At 60.8% G+C, this 18,418-nt stretch carries 18 protein-coding genes; 14 read left to right on the top strand and 4 right to left on the bottom strand.

Features of this window, described 5'->3' with window-relative positions:
* Window positions 1-65 precede the first annotated feature (65 nt).
* Window positions 66-1,814, bottom strand: a complete 1,749-nt coding sequence (locus AC1U7K_RS07705) for an adenosylcobalamin-dependent ribonucleoside-diphosphate reductase (protein WP_480250480.1) — start codon at window positions 1,812-1,814, stop codon at window positions 66-68.
* 128 nt (window positions 1,815-1,942) lie between these two features.
* Between AC1U7K_RS07705 and AC1U7K_RS07700 the strand changes: the two genes are divergently transcribed.
* The 4 genes from AC1U7K_RS07700 (at window position 1,943) to queD (ending at window position 4,897) form a co-directional block, all read left to right on the top strand.
* Complete coding sequence (locus tag AC1U7K_RS07700; protein ID WP_480250479.1) at window positions 1,943-2,356, top strand: secondary thiamine-phosphate synthase enzyme YjbQ; 414 nt, start codon at window positions 1,943-1,945, stop codon at window positions 2,354-2,356.
* 96 nt (window positions 2,357-2,452) lie between these two features.
* On the top strand, window positions 2,453-3,475 hold the full coding sequence (locus AC1U7K_RS07695; RefSeq protein WP_480250477.1) for a hypothetical protein: 1,023 nt from the start codon (window positions 2,453-2,455) through the stop codon (window positions 3,473-3,475).
* A 418-nt stretch (window positions 3,476-3,893) separates the two neighbouring features.
* The gene (locus AC1U7K_RS07690; protein WP_480250475.1) at window positions 3,894-4,214 is read left to right on the top strand and encodes a hypothetical protein; all 321 of its coding nucleotides are present in this window, start codon (window positions 3,894-3,896) and stop codon (window positions 4,212-4,214) included.
* A 287-nt stretch (window positions 4,215-4,501) separates the two neighbouring features.
* Window positions 4,502-4,897: a 6-carboxytetrahydropterin synthase QueD gene (gene queD / locus AC1U7K_RS07685; RefSeq protein WP_480250474.1), complete on the top strand. Its 396-nt coding sequence runs from the start codon at window positions 4,502-4,504 to the stop codon at window positions 4,895-4,897.
* An 8-nt stretch (window positions 4,898-4,905) separates the two neighbouring features.
* Here the strand turns inward: queD and AC1U7K_RS07680 are convergent, their stop codons facing one another.
* The 3 genes from AC1U7K_RS07680 to folB form a co-directional block, all read right to left on the bottom strand.
* On the bottom strand, window positions 4,906-5,253 hold the full coding sequence (locus AC1U7K_RS07680) for a hypothetical protein (RefSeq protein ID WP_480250473.1): 348 nt from the start codon (window positions 5,251-5,253) through the stop codon (window positions 4,906-4,908).
* Between the two features lie 63 nt (window positions 5,254-5,316).
* Window positions 5,317-6,162, bottom strand: a complete 846-nt coding sequence (locus AC1U7K_RS07675; protein ID WP_480250472.1) for a PHP domain-containing protein — start codon at window positions 6,160-6,162, stop codon at window positions 5,317-5,319.
* Window positions 6,162-7,088, bottom strand: coding sequence for a dihydroneopterin aldolase (gene folB / locus AC1U7K_RS07670; RefSeq protein ID WP_480250471.1), 927 nt, complete (start codon window positions 7,086-7,088; stop codon window positions 6,162-6,164). Before folB ends, AC1U7K_RS07675 begins: the two co-directional genes overlap by 1 nt.
* Before the next feature lie 117 nt (window positions 7,089-7,205).
* Here folB and AC1U7K_RS07665 point away from each other — a divergent pair, with 117 nt between their 5' ends.
* The 10 genes from AC1U7K_RS07665 to AC1U7K_RS07620 all read left to right on the top strand — a co-directional run bounded on the left by AC1U7K_RS07665 (window position 7,206) and on the right by AC1U7K_RS07620 (window position 18,250).
* Complete coding sequence (locus AC1U7K_RS07665; RefSeq protein ID WP_480250470.1) at window positions 7,206-7,535, top strand: hypothetical protein; 330 nt, start codon at window positions 7,206-7,208, stop codon at window positions 7,533-7,535.
* An 83-nt stretch (window positions 7,536-7,618) separates the two neighbouring features.
* On the top strand, window positions 7,619-8,110 hold the full coding sequence (moaC, locus tag AC1U7K_RS07660; RefSeq protein WP_480250510.1) for a cyclic pyranopterin monophosphate synthase MoaC: 492 nt from the start codon (window positions 7,619-7,621) through the stop codon (window positions 8,108-8,110).
* Window positions 8,111-8,117: 7 nt separating this feature from the next.
* Complete coding sequence (locus tag AC1U7K_RS07655; protein ID WP_480250468.1) at window positions 8,118-8,837, top strand: molybdenum cofactor biosynthesis protein; 720 nt, start codon at window positions 8,118-8,120, stop codon at window positions 8,835-8,837.
* Window positions 8,834-9,895, top strand: coding sequence for a GTP 3',8-cyclase MoaA (gene moaA, locus AC1U7K_RS07650; protein ID WP_480250467.1), 1,062 nt, complete (start codon window positions 8,834-8,836; stop codon window positions 9,893-9,895). The genes AC1U7K_RS07655 and moaA overlap by 4 nt, the downstream gene beginning before the upstream one ends.
* 63 nt (window positions 9,896-9,958) lie before the next feature.
* Window positions 9,959-10,663 (top strand): HoxN/HupN/NixA family nickel/cobalt transporter, encoded by a 705-nt coding sequence (locus tag AC1U7K_RS07645; RefSeq protein ID WP_480250466.1) that lies wholly within the window; start codon window positions 9,959-9,961, stop codon window positions 10,661-10,663.
* 135 nt (window positions 10,664-10,798) lie between these two features.
* Window positions 10,799-11,635, top strand: a complete 837-nt coding sequence (accD, locus tag AC1U7K_RS07640) for an acetyl-CoA carboxylase, carboxyltransferase subunit beta (protein WP_480250465.1) — start codon at window positions 10,799-10,801, stop codon at window positions 11,633-11,635.
* Between the two features lie 77 nt (window positions 11,636-11,712).
* The gene (locus AC1U7K_RS07635) at window positions 11,713-13,005 is read left to right on the top strand and encodes a bifunctional folylpolyglutamate synthase/dihydrofolate synthase (RefSeq protein WP_480250464.1); all 1,293 of its coding nucleotides are present in this window, start codon (window positions 11,713-11,715) and stop codon (window positions 13,003-13,005) included.
* Window positions 13,002-15,386 carry an LPS-assembly protein LptD gene (locus AC1U7K_RS07630; RefSeq protein WP_480250463.1) on the top strand — a complete coding sequence of 795 codons (2,385 nt, stop codon included), beginning with the start codon at window positions 13,002-13,004 and terminating at the stop codon, window positions 15,384-15,386. The genes AC1U7K_RS07635 and AC1U7K_RS07630 overlap by 4 nt, the downstream gene beginning before the upstream one ends.
* Before the next feature lie 87 nt (window positions 15,387-15,473).
* Window positions 15,474-17,720 carry an amylo-alpha-1,6-glucosidase gene (locus AC1U7K_RS07625; protein ID WP_480250462.1) on the top strand — a complete coding sequence of 749 codons (2,247 nt, stop codon included), beginning with the start codon at window positions 15,474-15,476 and terminating at the stop codon, window positions 17,718-17,720.
* A 5-nt stretch (window positions 17,721-17,725) separates the two neighbouring features.
* Entirely contained in the window at window positions 17,726-18,250 is a 525-nt protein-coding gene (locus tag AC1U7K_RS07620) for a hypothetical protein (RefSeq protein WP_480250461.1), read from the top strand.
* Window positions 18,251-18,418: the final 168 nt, after the last annotated feature.

Below are 18,418 nucleotides of genomic sequence, written 5' to 3'. Positions count from 1 at the left end.
AATCGGTCTGCGTGCGAGGTCGTTCTCGGGGACGCGACGGACGAGTGGAATCCGACCTGGCGCGGCTAGCAATACTGAACGTTCGTGCAGGTCAGCACCTGATTCTCGCGGCTCCCGCTTCGGAACACCGTGATGCCCTTGCAGCCCAAGCGATAGGCCAATCGAAATGCCGACGCGACGTCGGCGCGGCGCGCATCGGGCGGAAGATTGATCGTCTTCGAGACCCCGCTGTCGCTGTAGCGCTGAAACGCCGCCTGCATCCTGACGTGGTGCTCGGGCGCGACGTCGTGCGCGGTGACGAATACTCGGCGGATCGATTCCGGGATGCGGGGCAGCGCCTGGATCGATTCGTTCGCGCCAATGTGTTTCACCAGTCGTGGCGAATAGATGCCGGCGCGCTCGGCGAGACGGACGAAGGCGGGGTGCAGCGAGACCAGCCGTGTGCCATCCATCACCGTCCGCACGAACGTCACGCCGTAGATCGGCTCGATGCCCGGTGAGCAGTCGGCAATGATGCTGATCGTGCCCGTCGGCGCGATCGTTGTGACAGTCGCATTGCGCAACGGGTGCCCCATCGCTTCCAAGCGGCTCCCTTTGTAATTGGGGAACACGCCGCGGTCCTTCGCGAGCTGCGCGGACGCATCACGTCCCACTTCCCACACGAATTGCATGAGCCGTGTGCCCAGGTCGAGCGCCTCTTGCGTGTCGTATGGGATGCCGAGATCGATCAGCAGATCGGCGAACCCCATCAGCCCGAGACCGATCTTCCGGTTGCCTTTCGTGATCTGGTCGACCTGCGGCAACGGAAAGCGGCTCACATCGATGACATCATCGAGAAATCGCACGGCAAGACGAACCGTCTCGGCCAGGCGATCGAAATCCACGCGGCGCCGGTGCGACGGTCCGATGAGGAAGTGCGCAAGGTTGATCGATCCTAAGTTGCACGATTCATACGGCAGCAGCGGCTGCTCTCCGCAGGGATTCGTGCTTTCCATCATGCCGAGGTGCGGAGTCGGATTGGCGTCATTGATCGTATCGAGGAACACGACACCCGGTTCACCGGTGCGCCACGCGGAATCGATCAGGCGGTCGAAAATCTCCGCGGCGCCAACCCGCTTGACGGGGGCCCCCGTGCGGGGATGGAGCAACGCAATCGACTTGCCGTGATCGAGCGCCTGCATGAAGGCGTCCGTGATCCCGACCGAGATATTGAAGTTCGTCAACTCATCAGGGCGGTTCTTGATGGCGATGAATTCGAAGATGTCCGGGTGATCGACGCGCAAGATGCCCATGTTCGCCCCGCGCCGCGCCCCGCCCTGTTTCACGACCTCGGTCGCCATGTTGAAGACACGCATGAAGGAGACCGGCCCGGAGGCGATCCCGCTGGTGGAATGCACCCGATCATTCTTCGGCCGCAGATGGCTGAACGAAAACCCGGTGCCGCCGCCCGACTGATGGATCAAGGCCTGGTGCTTGACCGCCTCGAAGATGGAGTCGAGCGAATCTTCGACGGGCAGCACGAAGCAGGCGGACAGCTGCTGGAGATTGCGGCCGGCGTTCATCAGCGTCGGCGAATTGGGGAGGAAATCCAACGAGGCAAGCAGCTGTTCGTATCGGCGGGCGAAGAGCGACACGATCTTGTCGTCGCCGCCATAGCGGGCTTCGGCCTGCGCAACGTTGCTTGCCACACGGCGAAACATGGCAGCCGGCGTTTCGATGACATGGCCGGCCTCATCCTTCTTCAGGTACCGGCGACGCAGGACGGTCACGGCGTTGGCTGTGAGTCGCGCGGCTCTGAGTGGTGCGTTCGGCATCGTGGTTCGCTCATGCCTCCCCGGTCATTTCCGGAAGACGAGCTATATTATATGGTAACGGAGTCACGTCGCGCTCGGTCTTGCAAAGGCCATCATCGTGCGGGAGAATGCACCTTCGCGAGCGCTCCATGAAATCCTACCGCGAAGAACTCTGGTTCGAGACCAAGACCAGACGCGCCTATCTCAACATCACGCCTCAGGTCGAAGCGGTGGTCAAGAAGAGCGGAGTGCAGGAAGGCTTCGTTCTCGTCAACGCCATGCATATTACGGCCAGCGTCTACATCAACGACGACGAAGCCGGGCTGCTCGCCGATTATGATGAATTTCTCGAACGGCTTGCGCCCCAGGGGGCGACGTATCGGCATAACAACACCGGCGAAGACAACGGAGACGCACATATCAAACGGCAACTGATGGGCCGAGAGGTCGTCGTGGCGATCACGAACGGCCGCTTGGATTTCGGACCATGGGAGCAAATTTTCTATGGCGAGTTCGATGGACGCCGCCGCAAGCGTGTCTTGATCAAGGTCATCGGTGAGTGAAGACGCTCACTCTTGCTTTCGCCGAGAAAAGTTTGGCAACATGGATCATCGACGGTGCTGCTTCGCAGCACCTCGTGAAGTACGGAGGAAGTGAACATGTCGAACTGGTGTCGGCCTGATCCGTTGACGCGCGATCTGATCCATCTCATCAATGCCCGGCGCCATGACCATGGAGATGCGGATGCGGCCGTCGAAACGCTCCAGGCGTTTCTGGAGCAGGACCGCGAACATGATCTGTTGACGGTGCTCGCGGCGCTCGACGAGGAGATGGCCGAATGGATGTTCGATCTGGTCGCCGAGGCCGCGTGTTCGGTCGCGATCGAGCACGAGGACGCGGGACCCGAGGACAGGCCCACGTATGCCATCATGGCGGCGCTCGAGTTGCCGCTGCAGGCCAACCTCACGCATCTGTTGCGGCTGAAGATCGATCCGGTCGCGACGGCCGACCTGTTGCACAAGCATCTGCACCTCTCCACCGGCACGGTGGTGACCGTGGAGCCGCGGCTCCTGACCGACGCGACCCTCGACTTGCTGACCTTGCATGAGCTGAACGCGCACATCTCCTCGATTGCGGATTCACAACGGCGCCAGCCCATCGCGGCCCGTCTGCATCCGCCCGTGGAATCGACGGCGTATTTGATGTTCGAATTGATCGGCTCGCCTGATTCCGGCCTACCCGACAGCGTCGAGGAAGATGACCGTGAAGCCCTGCTCAAAGGATTGGTGGGCCAGTGCCCCGAACTCGCGGCCGCGCCCCATATGATTGAAGCACCGGTCTATGCCGCCTATGCGATGTTCGACGCGCAAAACGCCGTGCGGTTGCATCGGCTGGCGGATGAAACGGTCGCGGTCTGGCGCGACCTCGATCCGGCCGTCCGCAGCCGGACGATCGTCCACCTCCATACGCAGTGCGGCAACGGCGTCTACATGCCGATTTGGACGGACCTCTTTGATCCCGAACTTCCCGAAGACCACGGCCCCATCTGGACATCCCCCGACGTGTGGGTGTTCACGGCCGATCTGCCGATCGAATGGCCCGGTGAGATGTTGACCAATCGGTTACTGGCCGAAGGCTGCACCCGGTTCGAGAACCACATCGTCGAAGCGCCGGAGAACTAGCTTCGAGCAACCCATTCCGCCGTTTTCAGGCGTCCTCTCCTTCACGACCATAATCAAAGGGCTGCAACCACTTTCGGGCTGGACCGTGGTGGCACGCGAACCAGAGTAGCGAACGTCGGACGAGGTGTGCCGCTGCCGATTAATGAGCTAGGAGGGCTTCGACCACTTTTGGTGTGGGAGCGTCATAGCACGTGAACCGGGTAGCGAATGTCGGAGGACCGCATGTCATTGCCGGTCAATGAGCTAAGAACTGCTTCGACCTTTTTCGGCCTGGAACGTCATGGCGTGCGAACCGGGGTAGCGAACGTCGGACGATGTGCGCCGCTGCCGGTCAATGAGCTAAGAGACGGCTCTTGTATCGCTCCGGCGTTTTCGTTACTATCCGCCGGGCCGGTTGCGATTCTCCTACGAGGTATGCATGTACGAAGCCTACGTCGCCATGCTGATCGGCGTCGTGTGCGCCGCCACCGCTATCTTGGCGTTGAACCTGAGCCGCCGTCTAAGGCCGCTCCCGTATGCCGGGGTGCACCTGACAGCGGTCATTGTGATGATCAGCCTCATCACGCTCGGCTATGGGAAAATTCCGGCGGCTTCGCGACATTCACACGTGTTCATTTCCAATGTCATCTACATCGGCGTGAGTTGGGCGATATTCGTCACGACGCTTCTTACCTATTCCTATCTGAATCGACCCAAACATCCCTCAGGCACCGTGCGCTCCGAACGCACCCTATCTTGATCCGCTTGGGCAGGCATCATCACTGCTGCGCCGGGCGAACGATTGCCGCTGCCTCTGGCTATGCTAAGAATGTTTGAGGGCTTCAACCTCGCTCGGCGTCAAGCGCGATGGCCCGTGTGCCGCTGTAGCGAATGCCGGGGACTAGATCGCGGTTGCCGGGACATGAGCTAAAACGAAGACTAGGGTGGGCTTCAACCTTGCTCGGCGCCAAGCGTGGTGGCCCGTGTGCCGCTGTAGCGAACGTCGGTGACTAGATCGCGGTTGCCGGGACATGAGCTAAAACGAAGATGGAGATCTTCAAGGAATTCTCATTTGAAGCGGCCCATCGATTGCCTCATGTGCCGGCCGACCACAAGTGCGCGCGACTCCACGGTCACTCCTTTCGGGTACACGTGTACGTGACGGGACCGGTGCAGCAACCGACCGGGTGGATCGTCGACTTCGACGATATCAAGAAGGTGTTCCAGCCGATCCACGATCAGCTCGATCACCGGTATTTGAACGACATCCCGGGACTTGAAAATCCGACGAGCGAAGTGCTGGCGACGTGGATCTGGGAGCGACTGAAACCGGCGCTTCCATCCTTGTCGACAATCATCGTGCAGGAGACGTGCACGACCGGCTGTGTCTATCGCGGTGAACGCGAAGTAGCCGGCCGCCCGCCGGGAAGTCGTCTCGTCTGATGATCCCGTCACTCCGAGACGCCGCCGTAAAACCCCCACGGCATGTAGCAATTGCACGGGAATCCTCGTTGGTACGGCAGCAGCATGGGGTTGAGCGGGCAGCGGCCTTGTGGCGTCACACACCACTGCACCCAGCCGGCTTGCCCTTCGCCGGCCAAGATGCCCCACGGCTGAGCAGGAGCGGAGAGCGCGGACGGCACTGCACAGAGCGCCTCGATGTCCGCTTTCGTATAGCCGGCTCGGGCGAGTTGGAGGCGATCATCGGTCGAGCACTCGCTAGCCGAAGCGTCGGATGACGGGCTGTTCATGAACCAAAGCGTGAGAGCGACGACCACGAGCGTGAGTTTGGGTCGCATGGCTGGCTACCTCCTTCTGGAAGGTGAATCCAATTTGCTGCGCGGACACAGCGCGCAGGACGGTCAGGCGCGCCCGGCGGCTTTCTTCAGTGGCTCGAGTAGTTTTTCGGGGACGTGCAACTGCCCGCGGCCGATTCCGACCTCGATATCGGGTTTCGTCACGCCGTGAAAGTCGCTTCCGCCGGTGACGAGCAAATCCAACTGTCGTGCGAGGTTCAGATACTGACTCGTTTGCTCGGGACGGTGAGTACTATAGTGCACTTCGATGCCTGCAAGCCCGGTCTCCTTGAGGTGACGGCAGAGATCGACCATCCCGTTACCCCGGTCGATCCAGGAGGGATGCGCCAGCACCGGAACACCGCCGGCTCCCCGGATCAACGCGATCGCTTCAGCGGGATCTGGAAGGGACCTGGGCACGTACGCGGGGGCGCCATCGGCCAGGTAGCGATCGAACGCCTCCTTTGCCGAGCTCACATAGCCCTTCTCGATCAAGACGCGCGCGATATGAGGTCGGCCGATCGATTCCGTTCCCGCCAGTTGACGGACCTCGTCGTACGTTACGGCCAGCCCTAGCTCGTTGAGACGGGCGATTATCCGCGGGTTCCGATCATGCCGTGTTGCGCGATACCGTGTGAGCCGATCGAGTAACACCGGATCGTGCCAGTCGATGAAATAGCCAAGAATATGAAGTTCAAGCCCTTCCCACCTGGAGCTGATCTCGATGCCCGGAATCACTTCGATCTCTAGCTCGCGTCCCGCTGCAAGGGCTTCCGCAATCCCATCCACGGTATCGTGATCGGTGATGGCAAGTGCCGTTACGTTCGCCTTCTTGGCTAATGCGACAACGGCCGCTGGAGGCAGGCTGCCGTCCGAGCGCGTGGTATGGAGATGAAGATCGAGGCGCGCCATTAGCATTCTTTCTTGGCCACCAAACGAGCCGTCCAGATTGACGCTGCATTGCCGCCATTTCGGCGTTCGCCCTCCTCATATGACACAACCCGGAGTCCCTGAGCAAGGCGGAGCAATTCGTTGTGTGCCAGGCAGAACTCGCGGCGACGGGGGTGACCATGCCGTTCGTGGTTGTCGATCAAGAACGTCTCGTAGAAGAGGAGTCCGCCGGGCGCAAGCGCGGCAATCAAGGCTGGAAAGAGCGGGCGGTACAGATAGAAGAAGACGGCAATGAGATCGTACGGTGATCGCGGAAAAGCGATGGGGCCGTGCCCGCCTTCGAGATCGATGGCAACCGGTGTGACGGTCGTCAATCCACGCTCTGTGGCGCTTTTCATCAATTCGTCCAGTGCAGCCCGGTCACGATCGATGGCATCGACGGTATACCCGCATTCCGCCAAATAGAGAGCATTGCGCCCGCGTCCTGCTGCCACGTCGAGAGCGAGGCCTTTCTGCAATAGAGGCGCGTATTGGATGAGGAGGTCCGAGGGATTTGCGGACGATCGCTTGCTGTTCGACAGCTTGATACCAACCGATTGTCGGACGGCAGAAAGGGGAGGGGCAAGCTTGCGAACCCAAATGCTGGCGGCGGTCACTGGGAATTCTGAAAAAATTACCTGTATTAATTGATCGGCGAGCCGCTCGATCAGCTGGTGCTCGCCTCCGCTCCCGACGTCGACGACCCGCTGCACAATCTTGGAATAATCCACGGCATTTTCGATGCGGTCGCTCGAGGTCGCCGCCGCAAGCCATTCGGGTGGATAATCCAGCTCAAGGTCCACGCCGACCGGCTGCCGCACCCGTCTCTCGTCGGCAGTGACGCCGATATTACATAAAAATTCAATGTGTTCTATAACAATCTGGCCGTCCACCCTCGGTATTCTCATGGATCGGCTTTCGCTCCGTCAAGGCACAATCTTTTGTGGCGCCCCCCTAGAAGCGGGAGGACCATCTGAGGTACAATCATTTCCTCGATATTTCCGTTACATCCAGCGAGGAGCACCATGTTTCCGAAGAATTATCGTGAGGGATCGCAGGAAGAATTCGAGATGCTGCTCCGTCAACGGGCCTTGAAGTCCCTGTTGCAAATGCGACAGAAGCGGTTGCGTGAAACACTGGAACATCGGATCAAGCGAGGGCAAAAAACCGGCGAGGGTGAAAATCTGACCCGAGCCGAGTGGGCGCATCTCCACAAACAAGAAATCGATCTGGCCAAGCGCCAAATGGCGGACCTTCAAGCGCAAAGCGCGCACACCCGGCGACAACTGATGCAGCTCAAGCGTGCGTTGAGCCGGGCCAAGCGGCTCCGTGCCGCGCAGTCGAAGCGGAAGTAACTCATCTCCTTGACTTGGTTTTTTTGCCCCTCCTATAATCGCGACTAGCCATCACGGGGTGCAAGCCGTCGTTGAACAAGGACATGGCGGACTTTACTCACTTCAACGAATCGGGTCGTGCCCGCATGGTGGATGTCAGTGCGAAGGCGGCCACCGAGCGCGTCGCTACCGCGCAATCCCGCGTGTTACTGAAGCCCGAAACACTCGCGTTGATTCAACAAGGCAAAATTGCAAAGGGCGACGTGCTTGCGGTGGCGCAAGTTGCAGGCGTCATGGGTGCGAAGCGGACGCCGGATTTGGTTCCGATGTGCCACCCCGTAATGCTGACCAGTGTGGACATCGCATTCAAAGAAGACCCGCAACCGGACCGTAACGGACTCTGCTCCATTACCATCACGGCGACCGCCAAGACGACCGGCCCCACCGGTGTCGAAATGGAAGCGATGACCGCCGTGTCCGTCGCCGCGCTCACCGTCTACGATATGTGTAAAGCCGTCGATAAGGCCATCAGTTTCACCGACACGTACCTCTTAAGCAAGAGCGGCGGCAAATCCGGCCACTACCTGAGAAGCTGACACGCCGATGATCGTCCAAATCAAATTATTCGGTCTGATCAAGACATTGACGAACAATCAAGGCGACCTGACCTGCGCGCTGAACGGTGGCCGGCAGGTGAGAGATTTGGTCGACGCGATCAGTGCCCGGTACCCGCAGGTCGGGGAACTGATCCAAAAGAAGAAGGTCCTGGTTTCCGTCAATCAGGAGATCGCCCACGAGGCGACCGAGCTCCGGGAGGGAGACGAGGTGGCGCTGCTGCCCCCGTTCGCAGGCGGTGGGCCGGAACCGGAGCAGAGCAAAGGCGCCGTGCTCTCCGATGAAGCGCTACTGGTTCGCGTGCAGCGCGAAAATTTCTCGATCGATGCCGAACTGGACCGCGTGCGTTCTCGTTCGACCCGAATTGGCGGGATCGTGACGTTCTTGGGCACAGCGCGTGATTGGTCGAAAGGCCATGCGGTCAGCGGCATTACCTTCGAGCACTACGAGGGGATGGCGCAGAAGAAATTGCGGGAAATTCGGGAGCGTGCGCTCAAGGATTTCGATATCTTGGAAGTCCTCATCGTGCATCGCTACGGTCCTATCGCCATCGGTGAGAACATCGTGCTGATCATCGTGGGCGCGGAGCATCGGGCCGATGCTTTTAAAGCGTGCAAGTGGTGCATTGATGAGCTGAAACAAATCACCCCGATTTGGAAACTGGAACAGACGCCCGAAGGCCAGGTCTGGGTCGAGGAGCACCCGTGAATCCGCTGCCCGACTCGGAGTCGGCCTCCGCGATCGTCGATACCCTCGGTCGCCCCCTCCGCAGTCTTCGCATCTCCGTTACGGATCGTTGTAACCTCCGCTGTCAGTATTGCATGCCCGAAGAGGAGTACACCTGGCTCCCGCGTGAGACGCTCCTTTCGTTCGAAGAGATCGATCAACTCACGGGCCTGTTCACGGAACTCGGCGTCGATAAGGTTCGGTTGACCGGCGGGGAACCCTTGCTCCGCCGTGACCTTCCTCGCCTGATCCGGCTGCTGACAAAGAATCGGCGGATTACGGACCTTGCCCTCACGACCAATGGGATTCTCCTCGCGGAGGAAGCGCAGCCCCTCTACGACGCCGGCCTGCACCGCGTGACGGTGAGCCTCGATACGCTACGGCCCGATCGGTTTCGCGCGTTGACTCGTCGCGACAACTTCGAGCGTGTGTTCGACGGCATCGAAACGGTGGTACGTCTCGGCTTCCCGAATTTGAAGCTGGATACCGTGGTGATTCGTGGGTTCAACGACGATGAATTGGTCGACCTAATCGAATACGGGAAGCGCGTCGGGGCGGAAGTGCGGTTCATCGAGTACATGGATGTGGGTGGAGCGAACGACTGGTCGATGGAGAAGGTGCTGTCGCGCGCCGCGATCCTTCGCGCGCTCGCCGAGCATTACGGGTCGGTCGAGCCGATTATCGAACACACCTCCGCTCCCGCGCAGCGTTTCCTGCTTCCCGACGGCGCGACCTTCGGCATCATCTCGTCGACGACCGTACCCTTCTGTACTTCTTGCGATCGCAGCCGGTTGACCGCGGACGGCCTCTGGTATTTGTGTCTCTACGCCAAGGAAGGGATCGATCTGCGCGGGCCACTCAGATCAGGCGCCAGTCGTGAAGAGCTGCTTGCGCTGATGCGTTCCATCTGGGCCGGGCGCACGAACCGTGGCGCCGAGGAGCGTAAGGAACTCGAGCAAGTTGGCGCACGCGGTCGATTGATCGATATCGAACGGCTTCGGGAAGACCCGCACCTCGAAATGCACGCGCGCGGGGGATGATCACGCTCTCGCCAATCCCGGCGACTCTCCCTCCTTCGCCCGACCGCCGGATGTCGTACCGCCATGTCGCCCGTTGAAGTGATGTCCATGCTCGGCCTGGGATTTCTCCTGGGCGTCCGTCATGCCTTCGATGCGGACCACCTGGCCGCCGTCTCCACCTTACTCAGCAAGCGCCCTGGTCTTCGCACATCGAGCTTTATCGGTGTCTGGTGGGGTATCGGACATACGGCGATGCTGCTGTTGGTGGGGTTGGTGGTAGTGGCGCTCGACGTGACCATTCCCGAGCCCCTCGCCCGCATGTTCGAGTTCGTCGTCGGTATCATGCTCGTGATGCTCGGCTCTTCGCTTGCGCGGTCACTGTGGAAGGACCACTGGCATCTGCATCGACACCAGCATGACGGCGCGGGGCACATACATCTGCACCGTCACGATGTTGGCGCCGATCATAATCACGTGCATTGGGTCGAGCGATCGATGCGACCGCTGCTCGTCGGCATGGTGCACGGCTTGGCGGGGTCTGCCGCGCTGATGCTGATGATTCTGTCTTCGGTCAAATCCTTCGCGGCCACTGCGACCTATATTCTCGTCTTCGGGCTCGGCTCGATTGTCGGGATGGCGCTCGTCGCCGTGCTGCTGAGCGTGCCGCTGTCATCCGCTCTATTCGGTCGCCGCGCGCAGCTCGCGGTTCAAGGCGGCGCCTGCGCTCTCAGCATCGGCCTCGGTCTGTTGATTATGCTCCGCACGGGGCTCGGTCATCCGCTCTCCTAGCAGCCCATCGTTTTATCCCTCGGCGTTAGGCACTGCTCCGTAAGAGAATAGGAAAAGAGCGAGAGCTATGCTATTCTTGTGGCCGCTCTCAGCATGCGAGAGCTTTCGCTCCCGGCAAGCACAACGTGGAGTTCCATGGCGTGGTTTAAGAAACAAAAGGGAGCCGGGCAACCGCCGCCGACGCGATCAAAATCCGTCGAAGGCATGTGGTTGAAGTGCAACCACTGCCGGGAGATCGTCTATCGAAAGGAAGTCGATCGCAACAACAAGGTATGCCCAAAGTGTGATTATCATTTCCCCATTTCGGTCTCCGAACGCATTGCCTTGCTGACCGACCTTGGAACCTTCAAGGAGTGGGATGCCGCGCTCGAGCCCCAGGACCCGCTCCAGTTCGTCGACAGCCGGTCGTATCGCGAGCGGTTGAAAGCGCAGCAGGACAAGACGGGCCGCAAGGACGCGCTTGTCACCGGTGAGGCGGCCGTCAATGGCCGGCGGGTCATCTTGGCGGTCTTCGACTTCGGGTTCATGGGCGGGAGCATGGGCTCTGTGGTCGGTGAAAAATTTTGCCGCGCTGCGGAGCGCGCGCAAGAGATGCGGGCGCCGCTGGTGCTCGTCACGACATCGGGCGGCGCTCGGATGCAGGAGGGCATTCTGTCATTGATGCAAATGGCGAAGACGTCCGCGGCGGTGGCAAAGCTCGGCGAAGCACGGGTCCCGTTCATTTCGATCCTGGCGGACCCCACATTCGGCGGCGTGACGGCCAGTATCGCGATGTTGGGCGACGTCATCATCGCGGAGCCCAAGGCGTTGATCGGTTTCGCCGGCCCGCGGGTCATCGAGCAGACGATCAAGCAGCAGCTCCCCGACGAATTTCAGCGCGCGGAGTTTCTCCGCGAGCATGGGATGATCGATATGATCGTCGAGCGCAAACATCTCAAAGAGGCCTTGAGCAGCCTATTGAGCCATCTGTAGGAGAGCCGGTTCACGGCGCTGACTCACCGGCATCCACCCGCCATGACAGAGTTCAGTCTCCGTGCCGATCGTTGCGCATGACCTACGCCCAGTCACTCGCCTTCTTGTTTGCCCTCCAGAAACACGGCGTCAAGCTCGGCCTGGACACCGCCGAGTGCCTCCTCGCGCGTCTCGGTGATCCGCACCGTCGGTATCCGACGATTCACATCGCCGGCACGAACGGCAAGGGCTCCACGGCGGCCATGACGGCAGCCGTGCTCCAGGCCGCCGGCTATCGCGTCGGGCTCTATACCTCTCCGCACCTGGTCGATTTTCGTGAACGCATCCGGGTCGACGGAGAACTGATGCCGGAGGAGGCGCTGGTCGTGCTGACCGAACGCGTCCGGGCCGCGATGGCGGGCGATCTCGATCCCACGTTTTTCGAATTCACGACGGCCATGGCGTTCGACCATTTCGCCGACGCGCGGGTGGACATCGCCGTGATCGAAGTCGGGATGGGGGGCCGCTTCGATGCCACCAACGTTGTTCAACCGATCGCGACGGCCATTACGACGATTGCGTTGGACCACCAAGCCCACTTGGGATCGACGATTCCGGCCATCGCAAGCGAGAAGGCCGGGATCATGAAAGCGCGCGTGCCGGTCGTGGTGGGTCATGTGACCCGCGACGCATGGGCCGTGATCCGGTCGGTCGCCGAAGCACGGGAAGCACCGGTCCTCAGGTGGGGCTGCGATTTTCAATGCACGGGAGATCCGGCCGTCGACTTCACGTATCGCAGCCGCTCGCGGTCGTATCGCGGCTTGCGGACGTCTTTGGCCGGTCATCATCAATTGGAAAACGCCGGCTGCGCGCTTGCGCTCGTTGAAGCGGTCTCGCAGTCCTTCCCCGCGTCCGAAGAGGCGATTCGCCACGGAATGAAGACTGTCCGGTGGGAAGGCCGCCTTGAAGTGGTGGAGCAGCGACCCCGGCTACTCTTGGACGGCGCGCACAACCCCGCGGCTGCATTGGCGGTCGCCGAATACCTCAGGGGCGTCCGATCGGAGAATCCCAACGCACGAGTCATTCTCGTGCTCGCCTTCATGCGTGACAAAGATCGCGAGGGATTCTTGAAGGTACTCCTCCCCGTCGCGGATGAAGTGATCCTGACCACGGTGCCGATGGCTCGTTCCGCAACCGTCGACGAAATCCTCGCCACGCCGGTGGTGTGGCCGCCGGTTGTCCGTCCGGCCCCGAGCGTTGCCGAAGCCCTGCTCATCGCCCGCCGAGCGGCCCGTCCTGTCGATGTGGTTTGTGCGACCGGCTCCCTGATGTTGGTGGGGGAGGTGAAAGCTCTTCTACGGGGATGTGAAGTGTCTCTCCTTCGTGGATGATGGGTCGTCGATCCGGGCTGTCGATCGGTCCATTCCTCTCGCTTCTGTTCACGGTCACCCTTCTTGGCTCGGCTGTCGCGGCGCCGTCGACCACGCCGTCTCCTGCTCCCGCCCCTGAACCCTCGTCAGCCGGCTCCTCCGTCGCGGTCAAGCCGGCGACCGGGGCGCCGCTCGATATCAAAGCCGACCACATTCAATATTTGCAAAACGTCGACGTCTACGAGGCCGAAGGGTCGGTCGTGATTGTCCAAGGGCCGATCCGACTGACTGCGGATCGCGTCACGCTCTTCATGCTGACCGGGACGGCGATCGCGGAGGGCCACGTCCGTATGACCGATCCCACGTCTGAGATTCAGGGCGAGCGGATCGAGCTGGATGTCAATACGGAAGCCGGTGTCGTGACCAATGGGCAAATTTTCATCAAGGACTCCGACACCCTCGTCACGGGTCGACTCCTCCAACGATTCTCGGAGAACCATTACCGCGCGAAGGAGGGGAGCTTCACGAATTGCGATGCGCAGTACGGCGAAGTGCCGGCCTGGCGCTTCACGTTCAAAGACCTGGATCTCAATATCGGTGAAGGCGTCTATGCAAGGTCCGCCTGGATGTGCGTGAACGACCATCCGCTCATTCCGTTTCCGACGATGTTCTACCCGATTCAAACCTATCGGAAGACCGGGTTCCTGATCCCGACGGTCGGCTACGACAACCGGTTCGGCTTCCATTACCGCCAGAGCTTCTTCTGGGCGATCAACCCGAGCCAGGACATGATCATCACGCCGGACTTCCTCAGCAATCGCGGGTACGGCGGTGATTTGGAATACCGGTATGCGATCAATTCGCGCTCGCGCGGGCAGTGGTTGATGAGTTTCATCGACGACATCAAAGTGAACAAGCCGCGCGCGCTCTTCAGCGGATTGCATTATCAGGAAGTCAATCCGTCGCTCCGGATCGCGGGCCAGGCCTTTCTCGTCACCGATCCCAATTATCTGAACGACCTCAGCAACTCCGGCGTGCAGCGCGCGCTCCCGAGCGGCGACTCCAACCTCATGATCACGCAGCGTGTCCCGTACGGAAATGTCTACCTCCTTGGGCAATACTTCCAGCCGTTGGTGTCTGGCGGGGTCGACACGTTCCAGCGATTACCGGAGGTCGGCTATCAGGTCTACAACTATGCGCCGTTCAGCGGCCCCGTCTTGCTGGGATTAGACACCGCCATCAGCAACTTCTATCGGCAGCAGGGGTTCAATCAGGACCGCTTCGACGTGGTGCCGTCGATTGGTACGATGCCCATCAATCTCGGACGAATGGTCAATTTTACGCCCCAGGTCAAATTGCGCGAGGTCTACTACACCCACAACCTCACCGATACCGGCTCGGTGCATCGCGAGACGTTTTGGGCGAGCATGCAGGGCGCCTCTCGGCTGGTCCGCCGGTATCGGTCGGAGGACGGCGGAAGCTTCCTTCATACGATCGAGCCCAACGTCATCTATGAATACGTGCCACGGACACCGCAGAGCGAGATCGTTCAGATCGACAACGTCGACGATCTCATCGAGAAGAATCTCGTCACGTATTCGTTGACGAGTCGACTGATCCGGTCGGCGCCGAGCGGAACGACGAGCTGGCTCGACTTCACGATCGCGCAAAGCTACCATCCCGGCAGCACACCGAACCGCGCGATCGACTTCGGTGTCCCGCCGCAATTCGGCACGGTCACCCAGCCGCTGCAGTTGCCGGCCGTCCCCGTCCATACGAACAAATTCTCGGATATTTGGCTGCGGTCGGTGATCGGCAATCCCGTCGGGATGCTCCGCATGATCGACCACGTCCTGACGATCGACGCCTTCTACGACCCGTATCGGAACATGTTCAGTCAGTTCAATACCGATCTGAGGTTTCAATACGAACGGAATTGGTATGTCGAGGTGGGACAACGCCATACGCGCGAAGGGCTGCGGCCGCGGCGCGGCGACATTTGGAATCCCATTTCATTCAATGAAGTCTACGCGCCCACCCCGGAGTTGACGTTTGCGACGATCTCGGCCGCGTTTCGGGGTCCGTGGAACACGGCGTTCGGCGGGCGGACCTATTACGACTTCAGGAACGGGAGGAACCCGGAAACCGACCTGGTCGCGCTCTATCGTAATCCGTGCGAGTGTTGGTCGCTGGCGTTCTACTATATCCAGTTTCCCGACCGGGTCCAGTATAATTTCATGCTGACGTTGACCGGGATCGGCACTACGGAGAACTTCGGCACGCAGATCGTGAAGTATCTCCTCCAACCGTTGCTGTTCAATGAGCGCGCGCTGCCATGGCCGTCGCCCTACGGGAAGCGAACGACTGCGCGTTCTGAACCGCTCGGGCCGTTCCTACCTTGACAAGAAACGCCGTGCTCCCTACTCTCCGACCCTGATGCGTTCCGGCAATGAACGTTCGAACCAACCTTCTCTCTCATAGGTCTTCTTATGATGCCAGGTGAACACGAAGCGGCGGTCGACGAGGTCATCCGGGTGAACGATCAATTCTATATCCTGTCGACCTCCTCGATGGCGGACGATCGCACGCGCGTCTTGAAACAGGGCGACACGTTTGCGGTGTTCGACCGACACGGGGACATTCGAACGGTCGGGCAGGGCGTCCAAGGCATCTATCACGAAGGCACGCGATACTTGTCACGCTTGGAGTTGCGCCTCGGCAAGCTACGCCCGCTGCTCTTGAGCTCCACGGTGAAAGACGACAACGCGCTGCTGGCGGTCGATCTGACGAACCCCGATACCTATGCGACCGCCGATGTCCCCGTCCCGCGCGGGACGCTGCACATTTCACGCACGATGTTCCTGTGGCAAGGCCGGTGCTACGAACGGCTCCGCCTGCTCAATTATGGACTGGTGCCGATCAACCTGGGATTCTCGCTGAAGTTCGAGGCCGACTTTGCGGACATTTTCGAAGTCCGGGGCATGAAGCGACCTCAACGAGGGCGCCGGCATGAAGACGTCATTCAGGGCGGGACGATCCTGATGGTGTACGAGGGGTTGGACGGTGTCACGCGGCGCACCAAGCTGGAGTGCAGCCCCGCCCCCTCGCGGGTGTTTGGGTCGGAAGCGTATTTCGAGGCGGCGCTGGCGGCAAAAGGCGACGTGACGGTCTTTCTGACCATCACCTGCGAGTCGTCACAGGAAGCCTATCGGCGTGTGTCCTACCAGCACGCGCTCTCGGAAGCGAGCAAGGTGCTGTACGAGTCGAAAACGCAGGTCTGCCACATTACCGCCTCGAATGAAGGATTCAACGACTGGCTGAATCGCTCGGTCGCCGATTTGCAGATGATGGTGACCGGGACGAATCAGGGACCGTATCCCTATGCCGGGGTTCCGTGGTTCAGCACGCCGTTCGGGCGAGATGGCATCATTACGGCGTTGGAGTGTCTGTGGACGAATCCGGACATGGCGCGCGGGGTGTTATCGTACTTAGCCGCCACACAGGCGACGGAGGTAATCCCCGAGCAGGACGCCGAGCCGGGGAAGATTCTTCACGAAGCTCGAAGCGGCGAGATGGCGGCGCTCGGCGAGATTCCTTTCGGCCGCTACTACGGCAGTGTGGATTCCACCCCGCTCTTCGTCGTCCTGGCCGGCGCCTATTTGGAACGTACGGGCGAGCTCGGCTTTGTTCGCTCGATCTGGCCGAACATCGAACTCTGTCTCAAATGGATCGATACCTACGGCGATATCGACCGCGACGGGTTCGTCGAATATGCGCGGCATTCTTCGAAAGGGCTCGCCCAGCAAGGCTGGAAGGATTCGGCCGATTCGGTGTTTTACGCGGACGGCGTGCTGGCGGAGCCGCCGATCGCTCTCTGCGAGGTGCAAGGCTACGTGTTCGCGGCTCGGCGGATGGCGGCGCAGATTGCGCTTGCGCTCGGGAAGCCGGATTACGCCGCTGAGTTGTGGCGAAAGGCCGACGAGCTCCAGCAGCGGTTCGAGCAGGTGTTTTGGTCCAGCGAACTGTCGACATACGTGCTGGCGCTCGATGGACACAAGCAGCCGTGCCGCGTTCGGGCCTCGAATGCGGGGCACTGCCTGCTGACGGGAATCGCGAGCCCCGACCACGCGCTGCAAACCGCCGAGACGCTTCTGCGGGAAGACATGTTTTCAGGATGGGGGATCCGCACACTGGGGTCGTCCGAGGTCCGGTATAACCCGATGTCCTATCACAACGGCTCGGTATGGCCGCATGACAATGCACTCATCGCCTGGGGCATGGCACGCTACGGCCTGAAGGAACCCGTGGTCAAGATTCTCACGGGGCTGTTCGACGCGTCACTCTTCGTCGATCTGCATCGTCTTCCGGAACTCTTTTGTGGGTTCATCCGCCGTCCGGGGGAAGGCCCGACCCTCTATCCCGTGGCCTGTGCGCCGCAAGCGTGGGCGTCCGGTGCGGTGTTTCTGCTCCTGCAAGCGTGTCTCGGGCTCTCCATTCACGGGGCGGAAGAACGCATTCGTCTGACGAACCCGATTTTGCCGGAGTTCCTGCGAGAGGTCCGCATCGACAACCTCCGCGTGGGGAAGGCCACCATCGATATCGTATTCCAGCGACACCCACAGGACGTCAGCGTCCGGGTTCTTCGAATGGACGGCCAGGTCGTCATCGAAAAATTGGCCGCGGCGCACTTTCCCAATCGCGCCACTGTCTCCTCCACCGTGCAAAAATATACGTGAGCTCGATGCCGAGGTCCCGGTCCTTCCCGGTTGTTGCCGCCATCGTCGCCGCGGCGGTGTGGGTCCTGCCCACGGCTCCGATGGCCGGTGAGCCGACCCATGATCATCTGAAGCGCGCGAAGACATTCCTCGCCGCCGCCGACTATCGGCGCGCGCTCGAGGCGTGCCTGGATGAGGTGAAGGAGTCGCCGTCGGCCGACAGCTACGTCTACCTCACCTATGTCTTTCACGCCATCGACGGCTACCTGGATCATCTCGCCTCGCATGATCGCTGGATCGGCATCGAGCAACTGTACGTGAATCTCACTTTTCAGGGGCCGCAGGATCTGGTCGATCCTCCGGAAGTGTTGGCGCGCATCGCCAAGGAACTGATTCAAGGCAGCGTCCGGCGTCAATCGGATGTCACCGCCGCCATGGCCGCGCGGCTCGATCAAGCGCGCACCGAAACGTTGTGGAAGCAGCAGGCCGCCTGGCGCCGTGCGAAACCCGATGCCTGGTGGGCCGGCGTGCCGGCGGAATGGAACTGGTGAGGGCGGGGAGGCGCCTGAGGAGGCTTTGTGCTCGCGCAACGCGCACACTCAGAAGGTGCTCGTTGGACGCGCGCTGTGAAGCCTCCTCAGGCGCCTCCCCGGTAGGAGTGGAAAAGGAAGTGGAAGGGGTGCTCGCAGGCTGCACACTTCGGAAGGTGCTCGCCCGGG

This window comes from Nitrospira sp. Vd2 (genome assembly GCF_979581665.1).
Note: the sequence above shows the minus strand (reverse complement) of the source record. Positions and strands in the feature narration are given on the sequence as shown.